Raw genomic sequence first — 19,080 nt, 5'->3', positions numbered from 1 at the left:
CCGACGGAACTCCCCAGGGTGAAGCACGGGATCCGGCGGGGCGGCGTACGCAACTCGTCGGCGCACGAAGGGAACTGTAAACGCCATGTACGCAGCAACGACCTCCGTGTCCGCACCGGTCCGGCCGCACCGTACGCTCCCGGCCGGTGGCGGCCCCTACCTCGAACCCGGTCGCCCGGCGAACCTGCCCCAGGGCGCCCTTCGGACGCGGCGGATGCCGGGCACCGGAACCCAGCCGCCGAGCGGAAGAATCGACCTCTCGGGGCCGCAGGGGGCGCAGTTGCGCACCGCGCTCGCCTCGGTGCAACGGATCTGTCCGGAGTTCGCACCCGTGCAGGTGCTGCGGCGCAGCGGCCGCTCCGTCCTCCTCGTGGGCACCACCGGACGGATGACGGCCGTCGCGAAGGTGTTACTGGACCATTCGCCGGAATGGCGCGAGCGGTACCGGCACGAAATAGCTGCGTACCGGACCTTCGTCCGCAACCGTCCGCCGGTCCGGGTGCCCCGCCTGATCGCCGCCGACCCGGAGAACTGCGTACTCGTCGTGGAGCGGATGGCGGGCCGGGTCGCCGCGCTTCAGCGGCACCCGGTGGAGGCCCCGCCGCGGGCCGACGTCCGGGCGGCGCTCGGGGCGGTGTGCCGGGTCAACCAGTGGCGTCCGGCGCCCGAGCTGTTCGGGCACCCGATGGACTACGCCCGGCGGATCAACCGCGACCACGAGCTGGGGTTGCTGACCGACCGGGACTACGGCGACCTGCAGAAGCTGCTGCACGGCCTGAAGCTCGCCGGCACCCCGTGGCAGTTCAACCACGGTGACGCCCTGCTCTCCAACCTGCTGCTGTCCCCTGCCGGCCCGGTGCTCCTCGACTGGGAACACGCGGGCTGGTACCTGCCGGGCTACGACCTGGCGACCCTGTGGACCGTGCTGGGCGACGCCCCGGCCGCCCGCGGTCAGATCAGCAGGCTGGCGCAGCAGCAGGGACCGGCGGCGCGGGACGCCTTCCTGGTGAACCTGATGCTGGTGCTGACGCGGGAGATCAGGATGTCCGAGACGGCGGTGCAGCGCTCGATGTCGGCGGCCGCCCCCGCTCCGTCGACGCCGGCGGGCTCCCTGTCCTCGGGCGAGGAGCAGCGCCTGCTGCTGCGACGGTTGCACGACGACTGCGGGATGGCCCGCAGGGCGGTGCGCGCTGCGGTCGGCACGCGCTGACGCGGACGGTTCGCGCGGAGGTCCCATGGCGGTCATCGCCATGGGACCTCCGCGCGTCCGGGGTCGGCGGCGGGACGCGGCCGGGTCGGTGGCGGGTCCGGTGGGAAGCGGCGGCGCCGGATGCCTTGACTTCACATGATCCCCCGAAGACCTTTTCCGACTCGGCATCAGACATGCCGGACACGCCCGCTTCCCCGACCCGCTGGAGCCTGCCATGTCCGCGAGCCCCGATCCCGCACGCCCCGCCCTGCCCTCCCGCCGGACCGTCCTCGCCGGGACCGGAGCCGGCGTACTCGCCGCCACCGTGCTGCCGGGGGCCGTCGCGCGGGCCGCCGACGGCGACCCGCTCGGCGAGTACGACGTCGTCGTGGTCGGCTCCGGCGCCTCGGGAATGACCGCCGCGCTCACCGCCGCCGGGCGGGGCCTGAGTGTGCTGGTGGTCGAGAAGGCCCCCACCTTCGGCGGGTCGGCCGCCCGGTCGGGGGCCGGCATCTGGTTGCCGAACAACTCGGTGATCCTGCGCGCCGGTGTGCCCGACACTCCGGCGAAGGCCGCCACGTACCTCTCGGCGGTGGTGGGGCCCGACGTACCGGCGGACCGGCAACAGGCCTTCCTCGCCAACGGCCCCCGGATGTTGGACTTCGTCATGGCGAACAGCCCGTTGAGGTTCCGCTTCATGGACGGCTACAGCGACTACTACCCGAACCTGCCCGGCGGGCTGCCGAACGGCCGTTCCATCGAGCCCGACCAGATCGACGGCAACGTCCTCGGCGCCGAACTGGCCCGTCTGAACCCGGCGTACATGCCGGTGCCGGCCGGGATGGTCGTCTTCAGCCAGGACTACAAGTGGCTCAACCTCGCGGCCGTCAGCGCCAAGGGCCTGGCGGTGTCAGCGGAGTGTCTGGCGCGCGGCACGAAGGCGGCGCTGCGCGGGGAGAAGCCGCTGACCATGGGGCAGGCCCTCGCCGCCGGACTGCGGGCCGGCCTCCAGCGGGCGGGGGTCCCGGTGTGGCTGAACAGCCCGCTGGTGGACCTGGTCCAGGAGGGCGGGGCCGTCACCGGCGTGGTGGTGGAGAAGGAGGGCGTACGGGGGACCGTGCGGGCGCGCAAGGGCGTGATCATCGGCTCGGGCGGCTTCGAGCACAACGCGCAGATGCGGGCCCAGTACCAGCAACAGCCCATCGGCACCCAGTGGTCGGTCGGCGCGAGGGAGAACACCGGCGACGGGATCCGCGCGGGGCAGCGCGCCGGCGCGGCGCTGGGGCTGATGGAGGACGCCTGGTGGGGGCCGTCGATCCCGCTCCCCGGCGAGCCGTACTTCTGTCTGGCCGAACGGACCCTGCCGGGCGGGCTGATCGTCAACGGGAACGGCACGCGGTTCGTCAACGAGGCGGCGCCCTACAGCGACGTGGTGCACGTGATGTACGAGAAGGACCGGGGCGCGGTCGGCTCCCACATACCGGCCTGGCTGATCGTGGACCAGAACTACCGCAACAAGTACCTGTTCAAGGACATCCTGCCGACCTTCGTCTTCCCCGACTCCTGGTACGAGTCGGGCGCGGCGAAGAAGGCGTGGACCTGGGACGCGCTGGCCCACCAGATCGGGGTGCCGGCCGGTGCGCTGCGCTCGACCCTCAACCGCTTCAACGCGCAGGCGTGGAGCGGGAACGACGCCGACTTCCACCGGGGCGACACGGCGTACGACCACTACTACACGGACCCGAACGTCCAGCCGAACTCGTGCCTCGCGCCGATCTGGGCGCCCCCGTTCCACGCCTTCAAGATCGTGCCGGGGGACCTGGGGACGAAGGGCGGCATCGTCACCGACGCCCGGGCGCGGGCGCTGCGGTCCGACGGTTCGGTGATCCGGGGCCTGTGGGCGGCGGGCAACGCGAGCGCGGCGGTGATGGGTCACAGTTACGCGGGGGCCGGATCGACGATCGGCCCCGCGATGACGTTCGGGTACGTGGCGGCGAACGACATCGCGGACGCCTGAGGCACGGGCCGGCGCCGCCCGCCCGCTCACGCCTGCCCGCTCGCGGCCGCGCCGGTCGCGCGGCGGGCGGCCGGGCGGAGGGTCAGCCCTGCTGGAAGAGCTCGGCCGGGAGCGGCTTCAGGAGGGCGTAGAGGTCGTCGGTGATCGGGCGGTCCCAGCTGGCGATGGTGACCAGCACGTTGTCGCTGCGGTCGAACTGGACGCAGGAGATGCGGGACTCCGAAAGCTTGACCTTGCGGACGATGAGGAGGTTGTCGCCCTGCATGACGGGGCAGTCCTCGACTCCGGTGACCTCGACGTCCTCGTCGTTCTCCAGGGCGTCGAGGAGCTGGGCCACCTCGAAGGGGACCTGCTTGTCGGCGAGGTCCCGGGCCGGCGAGCCCTCGGGGAGATTGCCGATGATCATCGCGGGGCCGCGACCGCCGAACAGGTCGTAGCGCAGGAAGACGCCCTGGCAGCTGCCGTCGGGGGCGGGGAGCAGCCCGGCCCCGAGGTTGCCCGGCCAGTCCCCCGGGTCCATGGCCAGGACGTCGAAGTCCGGGCCGGCGGGTGTGGCGGCGCGGTGGCGGCGGAGGAAGGACATGCCGCCATGGTACGTGGCCGGGACCCTTTTCCGGCCCGGGCCCCCTCATCCGACCCGGCCCCGCGCCCGCCGCCCGGGGCACCGCGAGCCGTCGTCCTGTCCGGTACCGTCGCCACCCCTTCCGGTTTCCCGCGTCGGACCGGTCGGTCCCTTGATCGACCGCCCCGGCGCGCGGTGGTCCGTCGCGCATCCGCCGGTGGCCTTCGATCCGGTATCGGGGGCCGGCCGGGATGGATCTTGCGTTTTCAACGACTTACGCTTGGCCGCGAAGCGCACATCGACGATCGGCCGCTGGTCCGAGGAAGGGCAGGCAGATGGCCGACCCAGACCCGTCTCCCGCCGTGACGCCCGCTCAGCCGTGTGCGGGCACCGGACGCCGGGCCCCCGGGCGGTGTCACGGACCGGTATCCATCCTTCCTCGGGGGGATGCCCTCGCCCCGAGGAGGGGGACACTGCTCCTCGCAGCCTCCACCGCGTCGTCGTCGGCGGTGTTCGGGGTGTCCACAGGGGAGGGCGGAGTATGAGCGTGGCCCGGTCCATGCGCAAGCTGTGCAAAGCGCTGACCACCTCACTCGACGTGGAGTCGACCGCCGAACCGCACGCCCTCTTCCGAGCGCTGTGCGACAACATGAGCGCGCTGCGCGGCGGGCGGCCCATCCTGCTGCGCTTCGAACGGTTCCCGCCGGAGCTCACCACGTCGGGGCTGTGGCTGAACATGGAGGACTACGACATCGTCGTGGTGGAGAAGCACACGACGCCGGATCACCAGCTCGTCATCCTGGGGCACGAGCTGTGGCACATGCGGGCCGGGCACGGCAGCGTGCACGGCCTCGGTCCGGCCGCGGCCGCCAGGTCGCTGCCGGGCAACCCCGACCTGACGTACGCCACCGTCGCGGCGCGTTCCCACTACGAGGACGCGGACGAGATGGAGGCCGAGAGGTTCGGACTGCTGCTCGGGGACCGCTGCCGGGGTTGGCTGGCCTCCCCGGGCACCGCCGCCGGCGCCGCCCGGCGCGACGATGTCGCCGGACGCATCGGCAACGCCCTCGGCGGTCGCGGACCGATCGGGTTCCGCTGACGTCCGACACCTTCTGTGGCCCCTACCGCACCGTCGCCTGCGTGATCACGGTCTCGGTGCCGTGGAGCCGGCTGTGGCAGGTCGTGGGATGGCCGCGCGCGGGACTGCCGGAGCCGGCGCCCTGCACGGGTGTCCGCTCAGCGGGTGGCGCGGTCGTACGCCTCCAGCGCCTCCGGCAGCCCGGGACGGTCCGTGCCGAGCTTGCGGTACGCGGCGGACAACTCCCGTGTCGACGGGACCGGGTGCCCGGCGACCACGGCCCGGGCCGCCTTCAGCTCCTCCTCGGTCGGCGCGGCCTGCCAGGCCGTGTCCCGCGGCACGGGGCCGCCCCGTTCGAGCAGGGTCCGCGTCGCGGTCCGCTCCAGGCCGTCGGCCCCGCACTCCCGGGCCGTGAGCACCGCTCGCGCGAGCGTCTCCACGTCCCCGGTGTGGGCGCCCAGGGCGGCCAGCGCGCAGGCCAGCTCGTATCCGGCCGGGGAGGCGGACAGGACGGACACCGCCTCGGTGAGCGGCCCGGTGCGGTCGGCGGGCTCCGCGACCTCGGCCGCCACCCGCAGGGCCTGGCCGATACCGGACGGGGCGCCGAAGGCGCGGGCACGTCGGACCGCGTCGGAGGCGAGCGTGCGCGCCCTGGTCGGGTCCTCGGCGGCGACCGCCCGGGCGAGGAGGAGCTGCCACGGGCACCAGGACGGGTTCTGGATGCCGCGCGGGGTCAACCGCCGGTCGACGGACTCCAGTTCGGCGACTGCTGCCGCGGTGTCGTCGTGGGCGAGCAGGAGTTCGGCGTACACGGTCTGGGAGTCCGGGAACACGACGGCCGCCGGGAAGGGTTCGGCGTACTCGTGTTCCCGTGCCAGCTTCCAGGCCTCGTCGGGCCGCCCGCGGGCGAGCAGTGTCGTGACGAGGATGGCGATGGCGTACCAGTGCACGGGCGTGCGCCGCCCGACGCGCTCGGCGAGCCGCAGCCCGGCGCGGGCCAGTTCCTCCGCCTCCACCAACCGCCCGCGCCGGTACCGGATGTACGCGCGCAGGCTGTACGCGAAGGACAGGTGGGCGCCGCGCCAGCCCTGGCGCTCGAACTCGGCGGTGCCGGCCTCGAACAGTTCCTCGGCGCGCCACGGCCGGTCGGCGTACATGTGGACCATGGCGGTGAGCACGGGAACCTCGAAGCCCCGGTCCTCGTGGGCCCAGCTGAAGTGGGTGGTCAGGGCCCGGCCGGCGTGGTGCAGGACCACGTCCACGGGTTCTCCGCGCAGGCAGGCGTCCCAGGCGCGCAGGCCGATGACGTAGCGCTCGGTGAGGTCGCGGCCCGTGAGTCGGTCGGCGAGCCTGGTCAGGCGGCGCGAGCGGGCCGGCGAGTCGGGTTCGGCGGCGTTGAAGGCGTCCCACATGAACTGCTCGGACTGCAGGCGCAGTCGGGCCCGGAGTTCGTGCGTGTGCGGGATCTCCCGGGCGAGGGAGTCCGAGGCCTCGGCGAGCCGGTCGCTGTGCGAGAGCACCTGGGCGAGCCGGATGACGATGCCCTGGCGCAGGGCGGGGTCGTCGAAGGGCTCGGCGAGGGCCGCGCGCAGGTGGTTGACGGTGTTGGCGGGCTCGGTGAGCAGGGAGGCGCAGCCGAGTTCGTAGAGGACGGCGGCGCGCTCGTCGAAGTCCGGGGGTTCGCGCAGGGCGCGGGCGAGTTGGCGGCGCGCGGCTTCGGGGGCGCCCGCGCGGAGGTTCTCGCCGGCCGCCTCGCGCAGGGTGCGCACCACCCAGGGGTCGCCTTCCGGGTGGGTCTCCAGGAGGTGGCGGGCGGCGGCGGAGGGGCCGAGGCCGGCGTCCACGACGGCCGCGGCGGCCTTGCCGTGCAGGGCGACCCGCAGGGCGTCGGGGATGGCCCGGTAGATGCCGGTGGCGATCAGCGGGTGGACGAACTCCAGCCCGGTGAAGGGTTCTTCGCCGCCGACGGGTTCGGCCGCGCCCGACAGGATGCGGGCGTCCCGCAGTCGTCCGGTGGCGTCGACGGCCTCCTCCGTGCCGAGGCCGGCGACCCGGGCGGCGATGTCCCGGGGGATCGCGGTGCCGAGGACGGCGCAGGCCCAGGCGAACCGGACGGTGGAGGGGCCCAGGTTCTGCAGGCGGGCGACGAGTCCGCTGCCGCGTTGCGCGGCGGCGAGGTCGGCCAGCAGCGGGGCGCTGGCCCCGACGGGGGCGAGGCCCTTGTCCCGGACCCGGGCGGTGAGCTCGACGGCCTCGAAGGGGTTGCCGGTGGTGACGGCCCAGGCCTCGTGGCAGAAGACGTCGTCCGCGTGGTCGCCGACGGCCTCGCGGATCAGGGTGGAGACGGCCGCGGCGCTGAGCGGGGCGAGGGACAGCGGACGCTGTCCGGCCCGGCCGGGCAGCGTGCGGAAGGCTTCGGCGTGGGCGGGGAGTTCGTCGGGGCGGTAGGCGACGACGAGCAGCAGGGGAAGGTGTTCGGCGCGGGGGGCGAAGGCGGCGAGCCAGCCGAGGGACTCGGGGTCGGCCCAGTGGGCGTCGTCGAGGACGAGGACGACGGGGGCGCGCTGGACGGTGAGGTGGGTGAGGACCCAGTCGAGGCCGTCGCGCAGTCCCTGGGGGTCGGGCGGGGCGCCCTGTTCGGGGGCGCAGAGGCCGAGGGCCGGACCGACGATGGCGTACCAGCTGCCGAGGGTTTCGCGCAGTTCGGACTCGGTGTGGCCGGCCAGCCGGGGCTGTATGAGCTGGCGGGCGACGTGGAAGGGCTGGCTCTGTTCCTGCTCGCCGCCGCGGGCGGCGAGCAGGGTGCAGGAGCGGGTGTGGGCGCGGCGGCGCACCTCGGTGAGCAGGGTGGTCTTGCCGAGGCCGGCCGGGCCGGAGAAGGCGAGCAGGGCGCCGCTCGCCCCGCGTCCGTCCGTGCCCGGTGCGGTGAGTTGCTCCAGGGCCTCGTCCACGGTGGCGAGTTCCGCTTCGCGTTCGAACATCGTGCGCCGTGTGCGGGTCCGGCGGTCCGTCATGGCTGGTACCCCCCAGGCCTGTTCGGGGCATCAGAGTACGCCCGCGCGCACGTGGTGACAGGTCGATGGTCGGGAAAGATCGGAAACTTTTCCGACCCTCCGGGAGGCGCCCGTTCAGTGTGCCGAACGGACCGCCAGGCCTTCCAGCAGGGCGACCGCCTCGGCGGCGCGCTCGGCGGCCACGAACAGATGGTCGTGGTGGTATCCGGCGATGACGTTGCAGCTGAGGCCGTGTGCGGCGAGTTCGGCGGCGAAGGCTCCGGTGAGGCCGACCGCGTCGAGGGCGGAGTGCACGCGCAGGGTGATCCATCCGGCGGTGTAGTCGTAGGCGAGTCCGGCCGCGTCGGCGTCCTCGCGGCGCAGGACCAGGGTGAGTCCCTCGGGTTCCAGGACGGTCGCGACGGGGGTGACCCCGTCGGGTGCGGTCGGGCCCGGGACCGTGCAGAAGACGTAGGCCCCCTCGTTGAGCTCCGGTCGCATGCCGCTCAGCAGTTTCCGCAGGTCGCTCTCTCCACTCATGGACCCACCCTACCTATCATCCCCATATGACCGATTCGGCGCCTCCGGCGGAGAACGAGCAGAGCGAGCGTCACGCCTCCTGGCTGGAGCTGTTCTTCGACCTGACGGCGGTGGCCGGCGTGGCCCAGCTGGCCCATCTGCTGCACGGCGGTCCCGCGTGGGCCGATCTGGGTCTGTACGCGGTGATGTTCCTGGCGTTCTGGACGGGCTGGATGCTGTTCACGGTCTACGGCAACGTCACCCGCGACCAGGTCCGGGTGTGGAGGGTGCTGGCCGGCATGTTCGGGCTGGCCGTGATGGCGGCCGCGGTGCACGGGGTGCGGGAGGGGGAACAGGCCGCCGCGTTCGCACTCGCCTACATCCTCGTGCGGTCGCTGGCCGGGAAGGCCTGGGAGCGCCGCCGGGAGTACGTGGCGGATCTGCCGATCACCCGCCTGGGGTTGGGGCTGACGCCGTGGGTGGTGTCGATGTGGTTCGACGGAACGGCCCGGTACGCGCTGTGGGCACTCGGGTTGGCCATCGACCTGGTGGTGATGTTCGCGGTGTCCACCAAGTCCCCGGCGGGCCGGGCGGCGGACGAGGACGCGGCGGTGTGGACGGGACACCGGCCGCCCCGCAAGCTGCGGGCCGCGTACACGGACGCCCCCCATCTCGGGGAACGGCTGGGCCTGTTCGTGCTGATCGTGTTGGGCGAGGGGATCGCCCAGACGGTGTCCGAGGCCTCGGAGGTGGAGTGGGACTCCGCGCTGTACGCGGTGGGGACCGGCGCGTTCCTGTTGCTGATCCTGCTGTGGTCGCTGTCGCTGCGGCACGGCTCGGACGGGGTGCCGCTGCTGGCCCCGGGCGCCGTGCCCGTACGGCTCGCGCTGCCGCTGCACTGTTTCGTGGCGGGGTCGGTGGCGGCCCTGGCGGCGGCCCTGGGCGACTCGGTCGCGTACACCGACACGGCCGTGCCGGAACGGGTGCGGTGGTTGATGTGCGGGAGCCTCGCGGTGTACCTCGTCATCGCGGGCGCGGCGGTGGCCCGCTCGGGGCGGAGCGCTCCGTGGGCGCTGCTGTTGACGGGTCCGCCGCTGGCCCTGGTCCTGGTGGTGGGCCTCACGGCCCGGGAGGCCCGGGCCGGGCACCTGGTGTGGCTGCTGGTGCTCGCGTTGTGGTGGCCCCTGGTGTGGCGGCTGCGTCGACCCTCCGGGGCCCCGGCCCCGCTCTCCCCGTAGGGCCGTCGGGGGGCGACGGCTCCGCCCCCCGACGGCTGTGCCTACGTCAGGTCGAACTCTCCACCGCGCGCGTCCAGGACGAACTTGCGCCACTCGTCCGGCGCGAAGATCAGCGAAGGGCTGTCGGGCCGACCGCTGTTGCGCATCGCGATGAACCCCTCCACGAAGGCGATCTGAACGTCACCCGCTCCCCGGCTGCTCGACCGCCAATCCGCCCCGCTGAGATCGAGGTCCGGCTTGTCCCAGCCTGCGAGGGGCTGCGAAGTCATGCTCTCGGCCACGTGCGTGCTCCTCCCGGTACGTCGTCCGAGGGCAACACTAACCACGCCGGCGGGTGCCGCACAGGCCGCGACGGGTCACCGCCGGCCGGCCCGACACCCCGCCCGGAGATCGGATTCCGTTCAGCCGGTGGGCTCTTCGGCCCCGACCAGCCACATCGCGAAGAACTGCGCCCCGCCGCCGTAGGCGTGCCCCATGGCCCGCCGGGCGTCCGCGACCTGGTGTTCGCCGGCCTGGCCGCGGACCTGGAGCGCCGCCTCCGCGAAGCGGATCATGCCGGAGGCGCCGATCGGGTTGGTGGACAGGACGCCGCCCGACGGGTTGACGGGCAGGTCGCCGTCGAGTTCCGTGACCCCGGCCTCGGTGAGCTTCCAGCCCTCGCCCTCGGCGGCGAAGCCCAGGTTCTCCAACCACATCGGCTCGTACCAGGAGAACGGCACGTACATCTCCACCGCGTCGATCTCCCGGCGGGGATCGGAGATGCCCGCCTGCCGGTAGACGTCGGCGGCGCAGTCCTTGCCCGCCTGCGGGGACACGAAGTCCTTGCCGGCGAACAGCGTCGGCTCGCTGCGCATGGCGCCGCCGTGCACCCAGGCCGGCGGCCTCGGCGACCGCGCGGCCCCCTCGCGGTCGGTGAGGATCATCGCGCAGGCCCCGTCCGAGGAGGGGCAGGTCTCGGAGTAGCGGATGGGGTCCCACAGCATGGGCGAGGCCTGGACCTTCTCCAGGGTGATGTCCCTCTCGTGCAGGTGTGCGTACGGGTTCTTCAGGGCGTTGCGCCGGTCCTTGTAGGCGACGAGCGAGCCCACCGTGTCGGGGGCTCCGGTGCGCCGAATGTACGCGCGCACGTGCGGGGCGAAGAACCCGCCGGCTCCCGCCAGCAGCGGCTGCTGGAAGGGCACCGGAAGGGAGAGTCCCCACATGGCGTTGGACTCGGACTGCTTCTCGAACGCCAGGGTCAGGACGGTCCGGTGGACGCGGGCCGCCACCAGGTTCATGGCGACCAGGGCGGTGGATCCGCCCACCGAACCGGCCGTGTGGACGCGGAGCATGGGTTTGCCGACCGCGCCGAGGGCGTCCGCCAGGTACAGCTCCGGCATCATCACGCCCTCGAAGAAGTCGGGGGCCTTGCCGATGACGACGGCGTCGATGTCCGCCCAGGTCAACTCGGCGTCCTCCAGGGCGCGTACGGCCGCCTCCCGGACCAGTCCGGCGATGGACACGTCGTGTCGGGCGGCGACGTGCTTGGTCTGGCCGATGCCGACGACGGCCACGGGCTCCTTGCTCATGTGCGGTCCCCTTCCAGGACGGCGACCAGGTTCTGCTGGAGGCAGGGACCGGAGGTGGCGTGGGCGACGGCCCGGTCGGACTCGCCGCGGTGGATGCGGGCGGCGGCCTCGCCGATGCGGATCAGGCCGGCGGCCATGACCGGGTGGGCGGCGAGCGCCCCGCCGGACGGGTTGACGCTCACCTCGTCGCCGAGCCCGAGCGCCTTGCGGAGGACCACCTCCTGGGAGGAGAACGGCGCGTGCAGTTCGGCCGTGTCCACGGGCCCCTCGAAGACCCCGGCCTGCTCGGCGGCGATCCGGGTGGACACGGAGTCGGTGAGGTCGCGCAGCCCGAGGCCGTGTGCCTCGATGCGGTGGTCGATGCCCGTGATCCAGGCGGGCCGCTCGCACAGCCCCCGGGCCACGTCCCCCGCGGCGAGGATGACGGCGGCCGCGCCGTCGCCGACGGGCGGGCAGTCCCCGGTGCGCAGCGGGGCCACCTGGTACGCGCCCTGGGGTACGACGCCCTTGAGTTGGGCGTGCGGGTTGGTCTCGGCGGAGGCCCGGCTGCGGGCTCCGATGGCGGCCAGGGCGCGCTCGTCGGTCTCGCCCGCGTCGATCAGCGCCCGGGCCTGGAGGGCGGCCAGGGCCACCGAGTCGGGCCAGAGCGGGGCGAGGTAGTACGGGTCGAGCTGTCGGGTCATGACGTCGCGCACCGATCCCGGCGAGGACTTCCCGTACGCGTAGACGAGCGCGGTGTCGGTCTCGCCCGTTTGGATCTTGACCCAGGCCTCGTAGAGCGCCCAGGCGCCGTCCATCTCCACGTGCGACTCGGAGATCGGCGGCCAGGCGCCGACCCCGTCGAGGGTCATGGTGAAGGAGAAGGCCCTGCCCGCCAGGTAGTCGCTGGAACCGGAGCAGGTGAAGCCGATCTCGCCGGCCTTCAGTCCGGTCCGGGCCAGCACCCGGTGCAGGACGGGCATGACCATCTCGACTTCGCTGAGCTCGTCGGTGTTGCGCCGGTGGTCGCTCTGCGCGAAGGCGACGACGGCCACGTCGCGCGCGTGCCTGCTCGTCCTGGCCATCAGATGAGCTCCTTGTACACGTCGTAGTCCGCGTCCGGTTCGCCGGTGGGTCGGTAGTGGTCGGGGTGGCGCCCGCCCTCGCTCCACACGGGTTCGACGCGCAGGCCCATGCGGACCTGGTCGTAGGGGAGGCCGCCGATCCGCCCGTGGAGGGCGAGGTCCGCGCCGTCGAGCGCGATGTGGGCGTAGACGTAGGGGACTTCGATGTCGAGATTGCGTGCCTTGATGTTGACGATGCAGTACGTGGTGACCGTTCCGGCGGGGCCGACCTCGACCCGGTCGGTGGTGGCCACTCCGCAGGTCGGGCAGGCGCCGCGCGGGGGCACGTACACCTTGTGGCAGGAGGGGCAGCGCTCGCCGACGGTCCGCCGCTCGGAGAGGGCGTTGATGTAGGCGGTCTGGGCGCGGCCGGGGCTGTACGTGTAGTCCAGGCGGGCCTCGGCGACGATGCCGGTGACCGCGTCCGCGAAGATCCCGTCGTGCGGGGCGGCCTGCGGGAAGGCGGGGTCGGCCGGGGCGTCGGCGGGTTCGAAGCAGGCGATGTCGGTGATGGCCCCGACGCGGTCGGTCGCCCAGCGGATCCGGACCCGCATGCCGGTGGCCACCGACTCGGGGTCGGGTGCGTCGAGGGCGTGCAGGATCGCGGTGTCGGCGCCGTCGAGGCGGACGAGGACCCAGGCGAAGGGGGTGGCGAGGGGCTGTTGCGGGCGCGGATCGCCGTTCCAGGCCCAGGTGGTGACGGTCCCGGTCGCGGCCACCTCGACCAGGTCGCGGATCTCGTCGGCGGTGACGGGGTCGTATTCGACGGGCGGGACCATCACCCTGCCGTCGGACGTCGTGACGCCGAGGACCACGCGTTCGCGCAGACCGGTGAGGAAGGCGCTCTGGACGGGTCCGAGGGAGCGGGTGAAGGGGAACTCGACGACGAGGGGTGCGCGCAGCACCTCGGGTGGGGACGCGGCTGCTGTCATGGAGGGGTCTCCGTTTTCTCCGGGGCGGTGGGGACGGTGGACGTGTCGGCGTCCGGCGCGTGAGGGGTCAGCCGCGCCTGTAGACCGGAGGTCGTTTCTCCGCGAAGGCCCGGGCCCCTTCTTTCGCGTCGGCCGTGTCGAAGATGGGCCAACCGCGGGTGAGTTCGGCGGCCAGCCCTTCCGTCTCGGTGAGTTCGGCGCTCTCGTAGACGGAGGCCTTGACGGCCTCGACGGCCAGCGGCCCGCAGGCGTTGATCCGCTCGGCGATCTCCAGGGCCGCGTCCAGCGCCGTGCCGTCCGGCACCACCCGCCCGATGAGCCCGATCCGCGCGGCTTCCTCGGCGGGGTACGGCCGTCCGGTGAGCAGCATCTCCAGCGCGTGCGTGCGCGGGATCTGCCGGGGCAGCCGCACCGTCGAGCCGCCGATCGGGAAGAGGCCCCGTTTGACCTCGAACAGCCCGAAGGTGGCTCCCGCGCCGGCGACCCGGATGTCGGTGCCCTGGAGGATCTCGGTGCCGCCGGCCACGCAGTACCCCTCGACCGCGGCGATCACCGGTTTGCGCGGTCGGTGGTGGCGGAGCATGGCCTTCCAGTGCAGGTCGGGGTCGGCCTTGAGGCGGTCCCGGTACTGGTCGCCCGCCATGCCCTTCCCGGCCAGCGCCTTCAGGTCCATGCCCGCGCAGAAGTCGCCGCCCGCGCCCGTCAGGACCACGGAGCGGATCGCGTCGTCGGCGTCCGCCTCCAGCCAGCCGTCGTACAGGCCCACCAACAGCGGCAGCGAGAGCGCGTTCTTCGCTTCCGGTCTGTTCATGGTGAGCACCAGCGTGGCTCCGCGGCGTTCCACGGTCAGGTGTTCGGTCCCACCCATTGCCGTCCTCCCGTCTCAAGACCTAGAACAGGTTGCAGGAGGGGCGAGTGCAGTTCAATAGTTTTCTGACACACAGTCAGTTTTCTTGTCCTGCGCCCTTCCCAGTTGGCATGAGCGGCGCTCTAATGACCGCCGAGCAGCCCACCCATGGGATTTTTCGGGTCAGGAGGAACGGTGGAGTACAACCTTGCCGACCTGTTCGAGTCGGTCGTGGACGTCGTCCCGGACCGCGAGGCCCTGGTGTACGTGGACCACCCCGGGACCGGCGCCGAGCACCGCCTGACGTACGCGGAACTGGACGCGGCGGCCAACCGCATCGCGCACCACCTGCTCGACAGCGGGCTGAGGGCCGGCGAGCACCTGGGGCTGCACCTCTACAACGGGGTCGAGTACCTCCAGACCGTACTGGCCTGCCTCAAGGCCCGACTGGTCCCGGTGAACGTCAACTACCGGTACGTGGAGGAGGAACTGGTCTACCTCTACAACGACGCCGACCTCGCCGCGCTCGTCTTCGAGGGCGAGTTCACCGAACGGGTGGCGGCCGCGCTGCCGCAGACGACGCGGCTCCGGCACCTGATCCGGGTCGGCACGGCACCCGAGGGGGCGCCCGAACCCTCGCTCGCAACCGTCCCGTTCGCGGACGCCGCGGCGGCCGGCTCCCCCGAACGCGGTTTCCCGCCGCGCTCCCCCGACGACCTGTTCATCATCTACACCGGCGGCACGACCGGGATGCCCAAGGGCGTCATGTGGCGGGCCGAGGACCTCTTCTTCGCCGGGCTGTTCGGCGGGGAGCCCTCCGGTGAGCCGGTCAAGCGGCCGGAGGAACTCGCCGAGCGGGTGGCCGCGCGCGGCGCCGGGCTCACCTTCTTCCCCGCTCCCCCGCTGATGCACGGCACGTCCACGCTGACCTCGTTCATCGCCTTCAACTACGGACAGCGGGTGGTGATCCACCGCAAGTACGCGCCCGAGGAGGTGCTGCGGACGATCGAGAAGGAGAAGGTCTCCAGTGTGTCCCTGGTGGGTGACGCGATGCTGCGGCCGCTCATCGACGCCCTGAACGGGCCGCTGCGGGGCACCGACCTGTCGTCCCTCTTCAGCGTCTCCTCGTCGGGCGCGATCATGTCGGAGACCGTGCGGGCCGAGTTCCAGCGGCTCGTGCCGCACGTGATGCTGCTGAACAACTTCGGCTCGTCCGAGTCCGGGTCGAACGGGAAGGCCACGAACGACTCCGGGCCGGAGAACGGCTTCCGCCTGGAGGTCAACGACCGTACGCAGGTGGTGGATCCGGTGACGCACGAGCCCGTGCCGGTGGGCGAGCCGGGACGGCTGGCGCAGCGGGGGCACGTTCCGCTCGGGTACTACAACGACCCCGCCAAGACCGCGGAGACCTTCTTCCGCAAGGGCGAGGAGCGGTGGGTGCTGCTCGGGGACATGGCCACCGTGGACGAGCGGGGCATCGTCACCGTGCTCGGCCGCGGCTCGCAGTGCATCAACACCGGCGGGGAGAAGGTGTATCCGGAGGAGGTCGAGCAGGCGCTGAAGTCACACCCGGACGTGTACGACGCGCTGGTCGCCGGCGTGGCGGATCCGAGGTGGGGCAGTCACGTGGCGGCGGTGGTCCAGATCCGTGAGGGGGCGGGCGAGCCGACGCTGGACGAGATACAGACCCACTGCCGCACCAGGCTGGCGGGGTACAAGATCCCGCGCCAGCTGGTCATCGCCCCGGCGATCCAGCGCTCGCCCAGCGGCAAGGCGGACTACCGCTGGGCGAAGACGGTGGCCTCGGAGGCGAACGCGGCGGAGGCGACCCCCTGATCGCTTCGGGCCGGGCGGATCCCCGCCGGCGGGGACGATCGCCCGGCCGGCGGGTCGCGGTCGACGGTCAGGGCACCGGGTGGCCGTCGTCGTCGGTGCGGTCGGCCTGGGTGGAGAACTTCGACAGGAACACGTCGTACTGCCCGTCCTCGCGGCGGGTCATCGTCGCACCGTCCTGCCAGGTCCCGTTGTCGGCCCACCACTGGCTGCCGTAGGGGTCGCCCTGGTTCTGGTGGACGTTGTGCACGCCGAGGCCGCCGTGGGAGAAGGGTTCCCCGAAGACGAGGATCGACCTGCCCGGCACGAGGATCGGCTCCAGCGCCCGCGAGGCCTCCAGATGGGAGCCGACGACCCATGGGCGCGGCGGGCTCAGCCGGTCCAGGAGCGCCCGGAGCCAGGCGATCCCGAACCCGGTCCGGGGGCGCAGCGCGGGGTGGCGCAGGTAGTCGACGGCGCCCGAGCCCGAGGTGCGGGCGAGTTCGTGGAAGCCGGGCGGCAGTCCGGACGCGGGATCGACCACCGAGGCGGCGAGGGTGATCACCTTCCATCGCACGCCGGTGTCGGAATCCTTGCTGTCCACGTCGATCGCGCACCGGTGGCGACCCTCGGGGGTGTCGACCTCCAGATTGACGTGGAACCAGCGTCCCTGGGTGTCGGGTTCGTCGCGGAAATGGCGATGGAGGGTCCCGGACAACACTCCGTAGTCTTCGAGCGGCATGCCGCCAGTGAACCACCCGGTCCGCCGGGTGGTCCGCCGCGCGGTCGGCCCCGGACGCCGTTCGGGCGGCTACAGCTGGGCGCGCAGTTCGGCGGCGAGTTCGCGGGCCCAGACCGCCAGCTCGGCGCGGGCCGTGCCCTGGCCGAGCGCGGCGGCCTGTTCGTCGGTGAGCCGGAGCGGGTCCGGGTTCTCCAGCAGGTGGGCGACCTCGGCGAGCAGCCCGACCAGGCGGCGGGCGCCGGGGGCGCCGAGTCGTACCGATACCGCGGGGTCGATGACGGCCATGCCGTCGCCTCCCTTCGTGCCTCCCGGCCGGGGGCGTGCCTCCTCGGCCGGGGCTCCTGATTCGACCGTACGCCGCCGGCCGGCGCGCCGCCCGCGCTCACGCCCCCGGGCCGGGTGCCCGCGTGGACTGCGGGAAGCCCGTTCCCGGGCGGCGCCGCGCGGCCCGCTCACACCGTCGCGGCCCGGCCCGCGTCCGCCTCGCGGTGCATGCCGGTGCACAGCGCCCAGATGACGAGGAGGTTGACGGCGATCAGCACAAGGGCCCACAAGGGGTAGTACGGCAGCCACAGGAAGTTGGCCACCACCCCGAGGCTGGCGATGGCGACGCCGAAGTAGCGTGCCCACAGGGCGCCGCCGATCACGGCGCATCCGGCGATGACGAGGGCCACGCCCAGGATGATGTGGACCCAGCCCCAGCCGGTCCGGCTGAACTCGTAGACGTAGTGGCGGGTGACGACGAACAGGTCGTCGTTGACGACGGTGGCGATCCCTTCGAGGATCGCCATCGCCCCGCCGATGATCATCAGGGCTGCTGCCAGGACGGTGGTACCGGAGGCGGGCGCGTGCGTGGGGCTCGTGTGCACGTGGCCCGCCCGGTGTCCGACGGGGTCACCAGACATCTCGATCTCCTAGGTCGCGGCGTCGGCCCGGTGTGCCAGGACCGGCGAGAACCCCTGTTTCAGCGTGGCACGGCGGCTCCCCGTCGGCACTCCGGCCGGCGCGTCGGTGCGCCGGGTGGGCGGCGGGGGCGCTCGACGGGTGCGGGCACACGCCGCGGGAAATCAGGCGATCACTCGTTCGAGTCATTGATTTAACCGCCGGAGGCCTGGCACTCTACCGAATGATCGGTCGGTTGGCAGGCGATGAGGTGACGGCATGACAGCGCACGCGGACATCCATGACGAGGGCGAGCGGTTGAGCGGCGACGAGCTGGCCGCTCTCCAGCTGAGGCGACTGCGCGCGACCCTGCACCGCGCCTACGACCACGTGCCCCACTACCGGCAGGCGTTCGACAAGGCCGGCCTCCATCCGGACGACTGCCGGTCCCTGGCCGACCTCGCCCACTTCCCGTTCACCACCAAGTCCGATCTGCGCGACCAGTACCCCTTCGGGATGTTCGCCGTGCCCCGCTCCGAGGTGCGGCGCATCCACGCCTCCAGCGGGACCACCGGACGGCCCACGGTCGTCGGCTACACCGAGGGGGACCTGTCCACCTGGGCCGACGTCGTGGCCCGGTCCATCCGCGCGGCGGGCGGCCGCCCCGGCCAGATCGTGCACGTCGCCTACGGCTACGGCCTCTTCACCGGCGGCCTCGGCGCGCACTACGGCGCGGAACGGCTCGGCTGTACGGTCGTGCCCGCCTCGGGGGGCATGACCGACCGCCAGGTCCGCCTGATCCAGGACTTCCGGCCGGAGGTCATCATGGTGACCCCGTCCTACATGCTCACGCTGCTGGACGAGATGGAACGCCAGGGCATCGACCCGCGCTCCACCTCGCTCCGCACGGGGATCTTCGGTGCGGAGCCGTGGACGGAGGGGATGCGGCGGGAGATCGAGGAGCGGCTGGACATGGACGCCGTGGACATCTACGGCCTGTCCGAGGTGATGGGACCGGGCGTGGCCCAGGAGTTCGCGTCGACCAAGGACGGCCTGCACATCTGGGAGGACCACTTCTTCCCGGAGGTGGTCGACCCGTTGACCGGGGCGGTGCTGCCGGACGGGGAGCCGGGCGAGTTGGTGTTCACCTCGCTCACCAAGGAGGCCATGCCGATCATCCGGTACCGGACCCGGGACCTGACACGGCTGTTGCCCGGAACGGCCCGGCCCGCCTTCCGCCGGATGGAGAAGATCACCGGCCGCAGCGACGACATGATCATCCTGCGGGGGGTGAACCTCTACCCCACCGCGGTGGAGGAGATCCTGCTGCGCGTCCCGGGCCTGGCCCCGCACTTCCAGTTGCGGCTGACCGACGAGGGCCGCCTGGACACCCTGACCGTGCGGGTGGAGGCCCGGCGGGACACCGATCGCGACCGCCGCGAGGCGGCGGCCGCCGAGGTGGTCCGCGCCGTCAAGGAGGGCGTCGGGGTGTCCGTCCGTGTCGAGGTGGTGGACCCGGAGACCCTGGAGCGCTCGGTGGGCAAGATCAAGCGGGTACGGGACCTGCGCACCAGACCGTAGGCACCGGGACGGCTCGG

The 19,080-nt window shown here is 72.7% G+C and carries 17 protein-coding genes; 6 read left to right on the top strand and 11 right to left on the bottom strand.

The features are described 5' to 3' along the window. The first annotated feature begins 85 nt into the window (after window positions 1-85). Both OTB19_RS03525 and kstD read left to right on the top strand, forming a co-directional pair. Window positions 86-1,210: an aminoglycoside phosphotransferase family protein gene (locus tag OTB19_RS03525; RefSeq protein ID WP_267796419.1), complete on the top strand. Its 1,125-nt coding sequence runs from the start codon at window positions 86-88 to the stop codon at window positions 1,208-1,210. Between the two features lie 214 nt (window positions 1,211-1,424). Continuing rightward, window positions 1,425-3,206 (top strand): 3-oxosteroid 1-dehydrogenase, encoded by a 1,782-nt coding sequence (kstD, locus tag OTB19_RS03520; RefSeq protein WP_267796418.1) that lies wholly within the window; start codon window positions 1,425-1,427, stop codon window positions 3,204-3,206. 82 nt (window positions 3,207-3,288) lie between these two features. Here kstD and OTB19_RS03515 read toward each other — a convergent pair whose 3' ends face one another. Beyond that, window positions 3,289-3,789, bottom strand: a complete 501-nt coding sequence (locus tag OTB19_RS03515) for a hypothetical protein (RefSeq protein WP_053682053.1) — start codon at window positions 3,787-3,789, stop codon at window positions 3,289-3,291. Between the two features lie 520 nt (window positions 3,790-4,309). Between OTB19_RS03515 and OTB19_RS03510 the strand changes: the two genes are divergently transcribed. After that, window positions 4,310-4,867, top strand: a complete 558-nt coding sequence (locus OTB19_RS03510; protein WP_267796417.1) for a toxin-antitoxin system, toxin component — start codon at window positions 4,310-4,312, stop codon at window positions 4,865-4,867. Window positions 4,868-5,004: 137 nt separating this feature from the next. On the opposite strand, the gene OTB19_RS03505 is transcribed toward OTB19_RS03510, so the two are convergent. After that, complete coding sequence (locus tag OTB19_RS03505) at window positions 5,005-7,827, bottom strand: ATP-binding protein (RefSeq protein WP_267796416.1); 2,823 nt, start codon at window positions 7,825-7,827, stop codon at window positions 5,005-5,007. A 147-nt stretch (window positions 7,828-7,974) separates the two neighbouring features. Next, the gene (locus tag OTB19_RS03500; RefSeq protein ID WP_267796415.1) at window positions 7,975-8,379 is read right to left on the bottom strand and encodes an ACT domain-containing protein; all 405 of its coding nucleotides are present in this window, start codon (window positions 8,377-8,379) and stop codon (window positions 7,975-7,977) included. A 26-nt stretch (window positions 8,380-8,405) separates the two neighbouring features. On the opposite strand from OTB19_RS03500, the gene OTB19_RS03495 reads away from it, so the two are divergent. Continuing rightward, window positions 8,406-9,596, top strand: coding sequence for a low temperature requirement protein A (locus OTB19_RS03495; protein ID WP_267796413.1), 1,191 nt, complete (start codon window positions 8,406-8,408; stop codon window positions 9,594-9,596). 41 nt (window positions 9,597-9,637) lie between these two features. On the opposite strand, the gene OTB19_RS03490 is transcribed toward OTB19_RS03495, so the two are convergent. The 5 genes from OTB19_RS03490 to OTB19_RS03470 form a co-directional block, all read right to left on the bottom strand. Then, the gene (locus OTB19_RS03490; RefSeq protein ID WP_384615777.1) at window positions 9,638-9,865 is read right to left on the bottom strand and encodes a DUF397 domain-containing protein; all 228 of its coding nucleotides are present in this window, start codon (window positions 9,863-9,865) and stop codon (window positions 9,638-9,640) included. A 132-nt stretch (window positions 9,866-9,997) separates the two neighbouring features. Beyond that, on the bottom strand, window positions 9,998-11,164 hold the full coding sequence (locus tag OTB19_RS03485; protein WP_267796411.1) for a thiolase domain-containing protein: 1,167 nt from the start codon (window positions 11,162-11,164) through the stop codon (window positions 9,998-10,000). Further along, a complete protein-coding gene (locus OTB19_RS03480) occupies window positions 11,161-12,228 on the bottom strand; it encodes a thiolase domain-containing protein (protein WP_267796409.1) in 1,068 nt (355 codons plus the stop codon). Before OTB19_RS03480 ends, OTB19_RS03485 begins: the two co-directional genes overlap by 4 nt. Continuing rightward, window positions 12,228-13,199, bottom strand: a complete 972-nt coding sequence (locus OTB19_RS03475; RefSeq protein ID WP_267796408.1) for a Zn-ribbon domain-containing OB-fold protein — start codon at window positions 13,197-13,199, stop codon at window positions 12,228-12,230. Before OTB19_RS03475 ends, OTB19_RS03480 begins: the two co-directional genes overlap by 1 nt. 67 nt (window positions 13,200-13,266) lie before the next feature. Continuing rightward, window positions 13,267-14,067 (bottom strand): crotonase/enoyl-CoA hydratase family protein, encoded by an 801-nt coding sequence (locus tag OTB19_RS03470; protein WP_267796407.1) that lies wholly within the window; start codon window positions 14,065-14,067, stop codon window positions 13,267-13,269. 174 nt (window positions 14,068-14,241) lie between these two features. Here OTB19_RS03470 and OTB19_RS03465 point away from each other — a divergent pair, with 174 nt between their 5' ends. Further along, on the top strand, window positions 14,242-15,882 hold the full coding sequence (locus OTB19_RS03465; protein ID WP_267796406.1) for an acyl-CoA synthetase: 1,641 nt from the start codon (window positions 14,242-14,244) through the stop codon (window positions 15,880-15,882). A gap of 67 nt (window positions 15,883-15,949) precedes the next feature. On the opposite strand, the gene OTB19_RS03460 is transcribed toward OTB19_RS03465, so the two are convergent. From OTB19_RS03460 to OTB19_RS03450, 3 genes are all read right to left on the bottom strand, one after another. After that, complete coding sequence (locus OTB19_RS03460; protein WP_267796405.1) at window positions 15,950-16,600, bottom strand: DUF2278 family protein; 651 nt, start codon at window positions 16,598-16,600, stop codon at window positions 15,950-15,952. Window positions 16,601-16,669: 69 nt separating this feature from the next. After that, complete coding sequence (locus OTB19_RS03455) at window positions 16,670-16,885, bottom strand: hypothetical protein (protein WP_267796404.1); 216 nt, start codon at window positions 16,883-16,885, stop codon at window positions 16,670-16,672. Between the two features lie 167 nt (window positions 16,886-17,052). Then, window positions 17,053-17,505, bottom strand: coding sequence for a DUF7144 family membrane protein (locus tag OTB19_RS03450; protein WP_267796403.1), 453 nt, complete (start codon window positions 17,503-17,505; stop codon window positions 17,053-17,055). A 256-nt stretch (window positions 17,506-17,761) separates the two neighbouring features. Between OTB19_RS03450 and paaK the strand changes: the two genes are divergently transcribed. Then, on the top strand, window positions 17,762-19,063 hold the full coding sequence (gene paaK, locus OTB19_RS03445; RefSeq protein ID WP_267796402.1) for a phenylacetate--CoA ligase PaaK: 1,302 nt from the start codon (window positions 17,762-17,764) through the stop codon (window positions 19,061-19,063). Window positions 19,064-19,080: the final 17 nt, after the last annotated feature.

Source organism: Streptomyces sp. H27-H5 (assembly GCF_026627505.1).
GTDB lineage: Bacteria > Actinomycetota > Actinomycetes > Streptomycetales > Streptomycetaceae > Streptomyces.
This window is presented reverse-complemented; position numbering and strand designations above follow the sequence as displayed.

Coding starts and splice junctions, on each gene's coding strand:
- OTB19_RS03525 (WP_267796419.1), top strand. CDS start 86: ATGTACGCAGCAACGACCTCCGTGTCCGCACCGGTCCGGCCGCACCGT.
- kstD (WP_267796418.1), top strand. CDS start 1,425: ATGTCCGCGAGCCCCGATCCCGCACGCCCCGCCCTGCCCTCCCGCCGG.
- OTB19_RS03515 (WP_053682053.1), bottom strand. CDS start 3,789: ATGTCCTTCCTCCGCCGCCACCGCGCCGCCACACCCGCCGGCCCGGAC.
- OTB19_RS03510 (WP_267796417.1), top strand. CDS start 4,310: ATGAGCGTGGCCCGGTCCATGCGCAAGCTGTGCAAAGCGCTGACCACC.
- OTB19_RS03505 (WP_267796416.1), bottom strand. CDS start 7,827: ATGTTCGAACGCGAAGCGGAACTCGCCACCGTGGACGAGGCCCTGGAG.
- OTB19_RS03500 (WP_267796415.1), bottom strand. CDS start 8,379: ATGAGTGGAGAGAGCGACCTGCGGAAACTGCTGAGCGGCATGCGACCG.
- OTB19_RS03495 (WP_267796413.1), top strand. CDS start 8,406: ATGACCGATTCGGCGCCTCCGGCGGAGAACGAGCAGAGCGAGCGTCAC.
- OTB19_RS03490 (WP_384615777.1), bottom strand. CDS start 9,865: ATGACTTCGCAGCCCCTCGCAGGCTGGGACAAGCCGGACCTCGATCTC.
- OTB19_RS03485 (WP_267796411.1), bottom strand. CDS start 11,164: ATGAGCAAGGAGCCCGTGGCCGTCGTCGGCATCGGCCAGACCAAGCAC.
- OTB19_RS03480 (WP_267796409.1), bottom strand. CDS start 12,228: ATGGCCAGGACGAGCAGGCACGCGCGCGACGTGGCCGTCGTCGCCTTC.
- OTB19_RS03475 (WP_267796408.1), bottom strand. CDS start 13,199: ATGACAGCAGCCGCGTCCCCACCCGAGGTGCTGCGCGCACCCCTCGTC.
- OTB19_RS03470 (WP_267796407.1), bottom strand. CDS start 14,067: ATGGGTGGGACCGAACACCTGACCGTGGAACGCCGCGGAGCCACGCTG.
- OTB19_RS03460 (WP_267796405.1), bottom strand. CDS start 16,600: ATGCCGCTCGAAGACTACGGAGTGTTGTCCGGGACCCTCCATCGCCAT.
- OTB19_RS03455 (WP_267796404.1), bottom strand. CDS start 16,885: ATGGCCGTCATCGACCCCGCGGTATCGGTACGACTCGGCGCCCCCGGC.
- OTB19_RS03450 (WP_267796403.1), bottom strand. CDS start 17,505: ATGTCTGGTGACCCCGTCGGACACCGGGCGGGCCACGTGCACACGAGC.
- paaK (WP_267796402.1), top strand. CDS start 17,762: ATGACAGCGCACGCGGACATCCATGACGAGGGCGAGCGGTTGAGCGGC.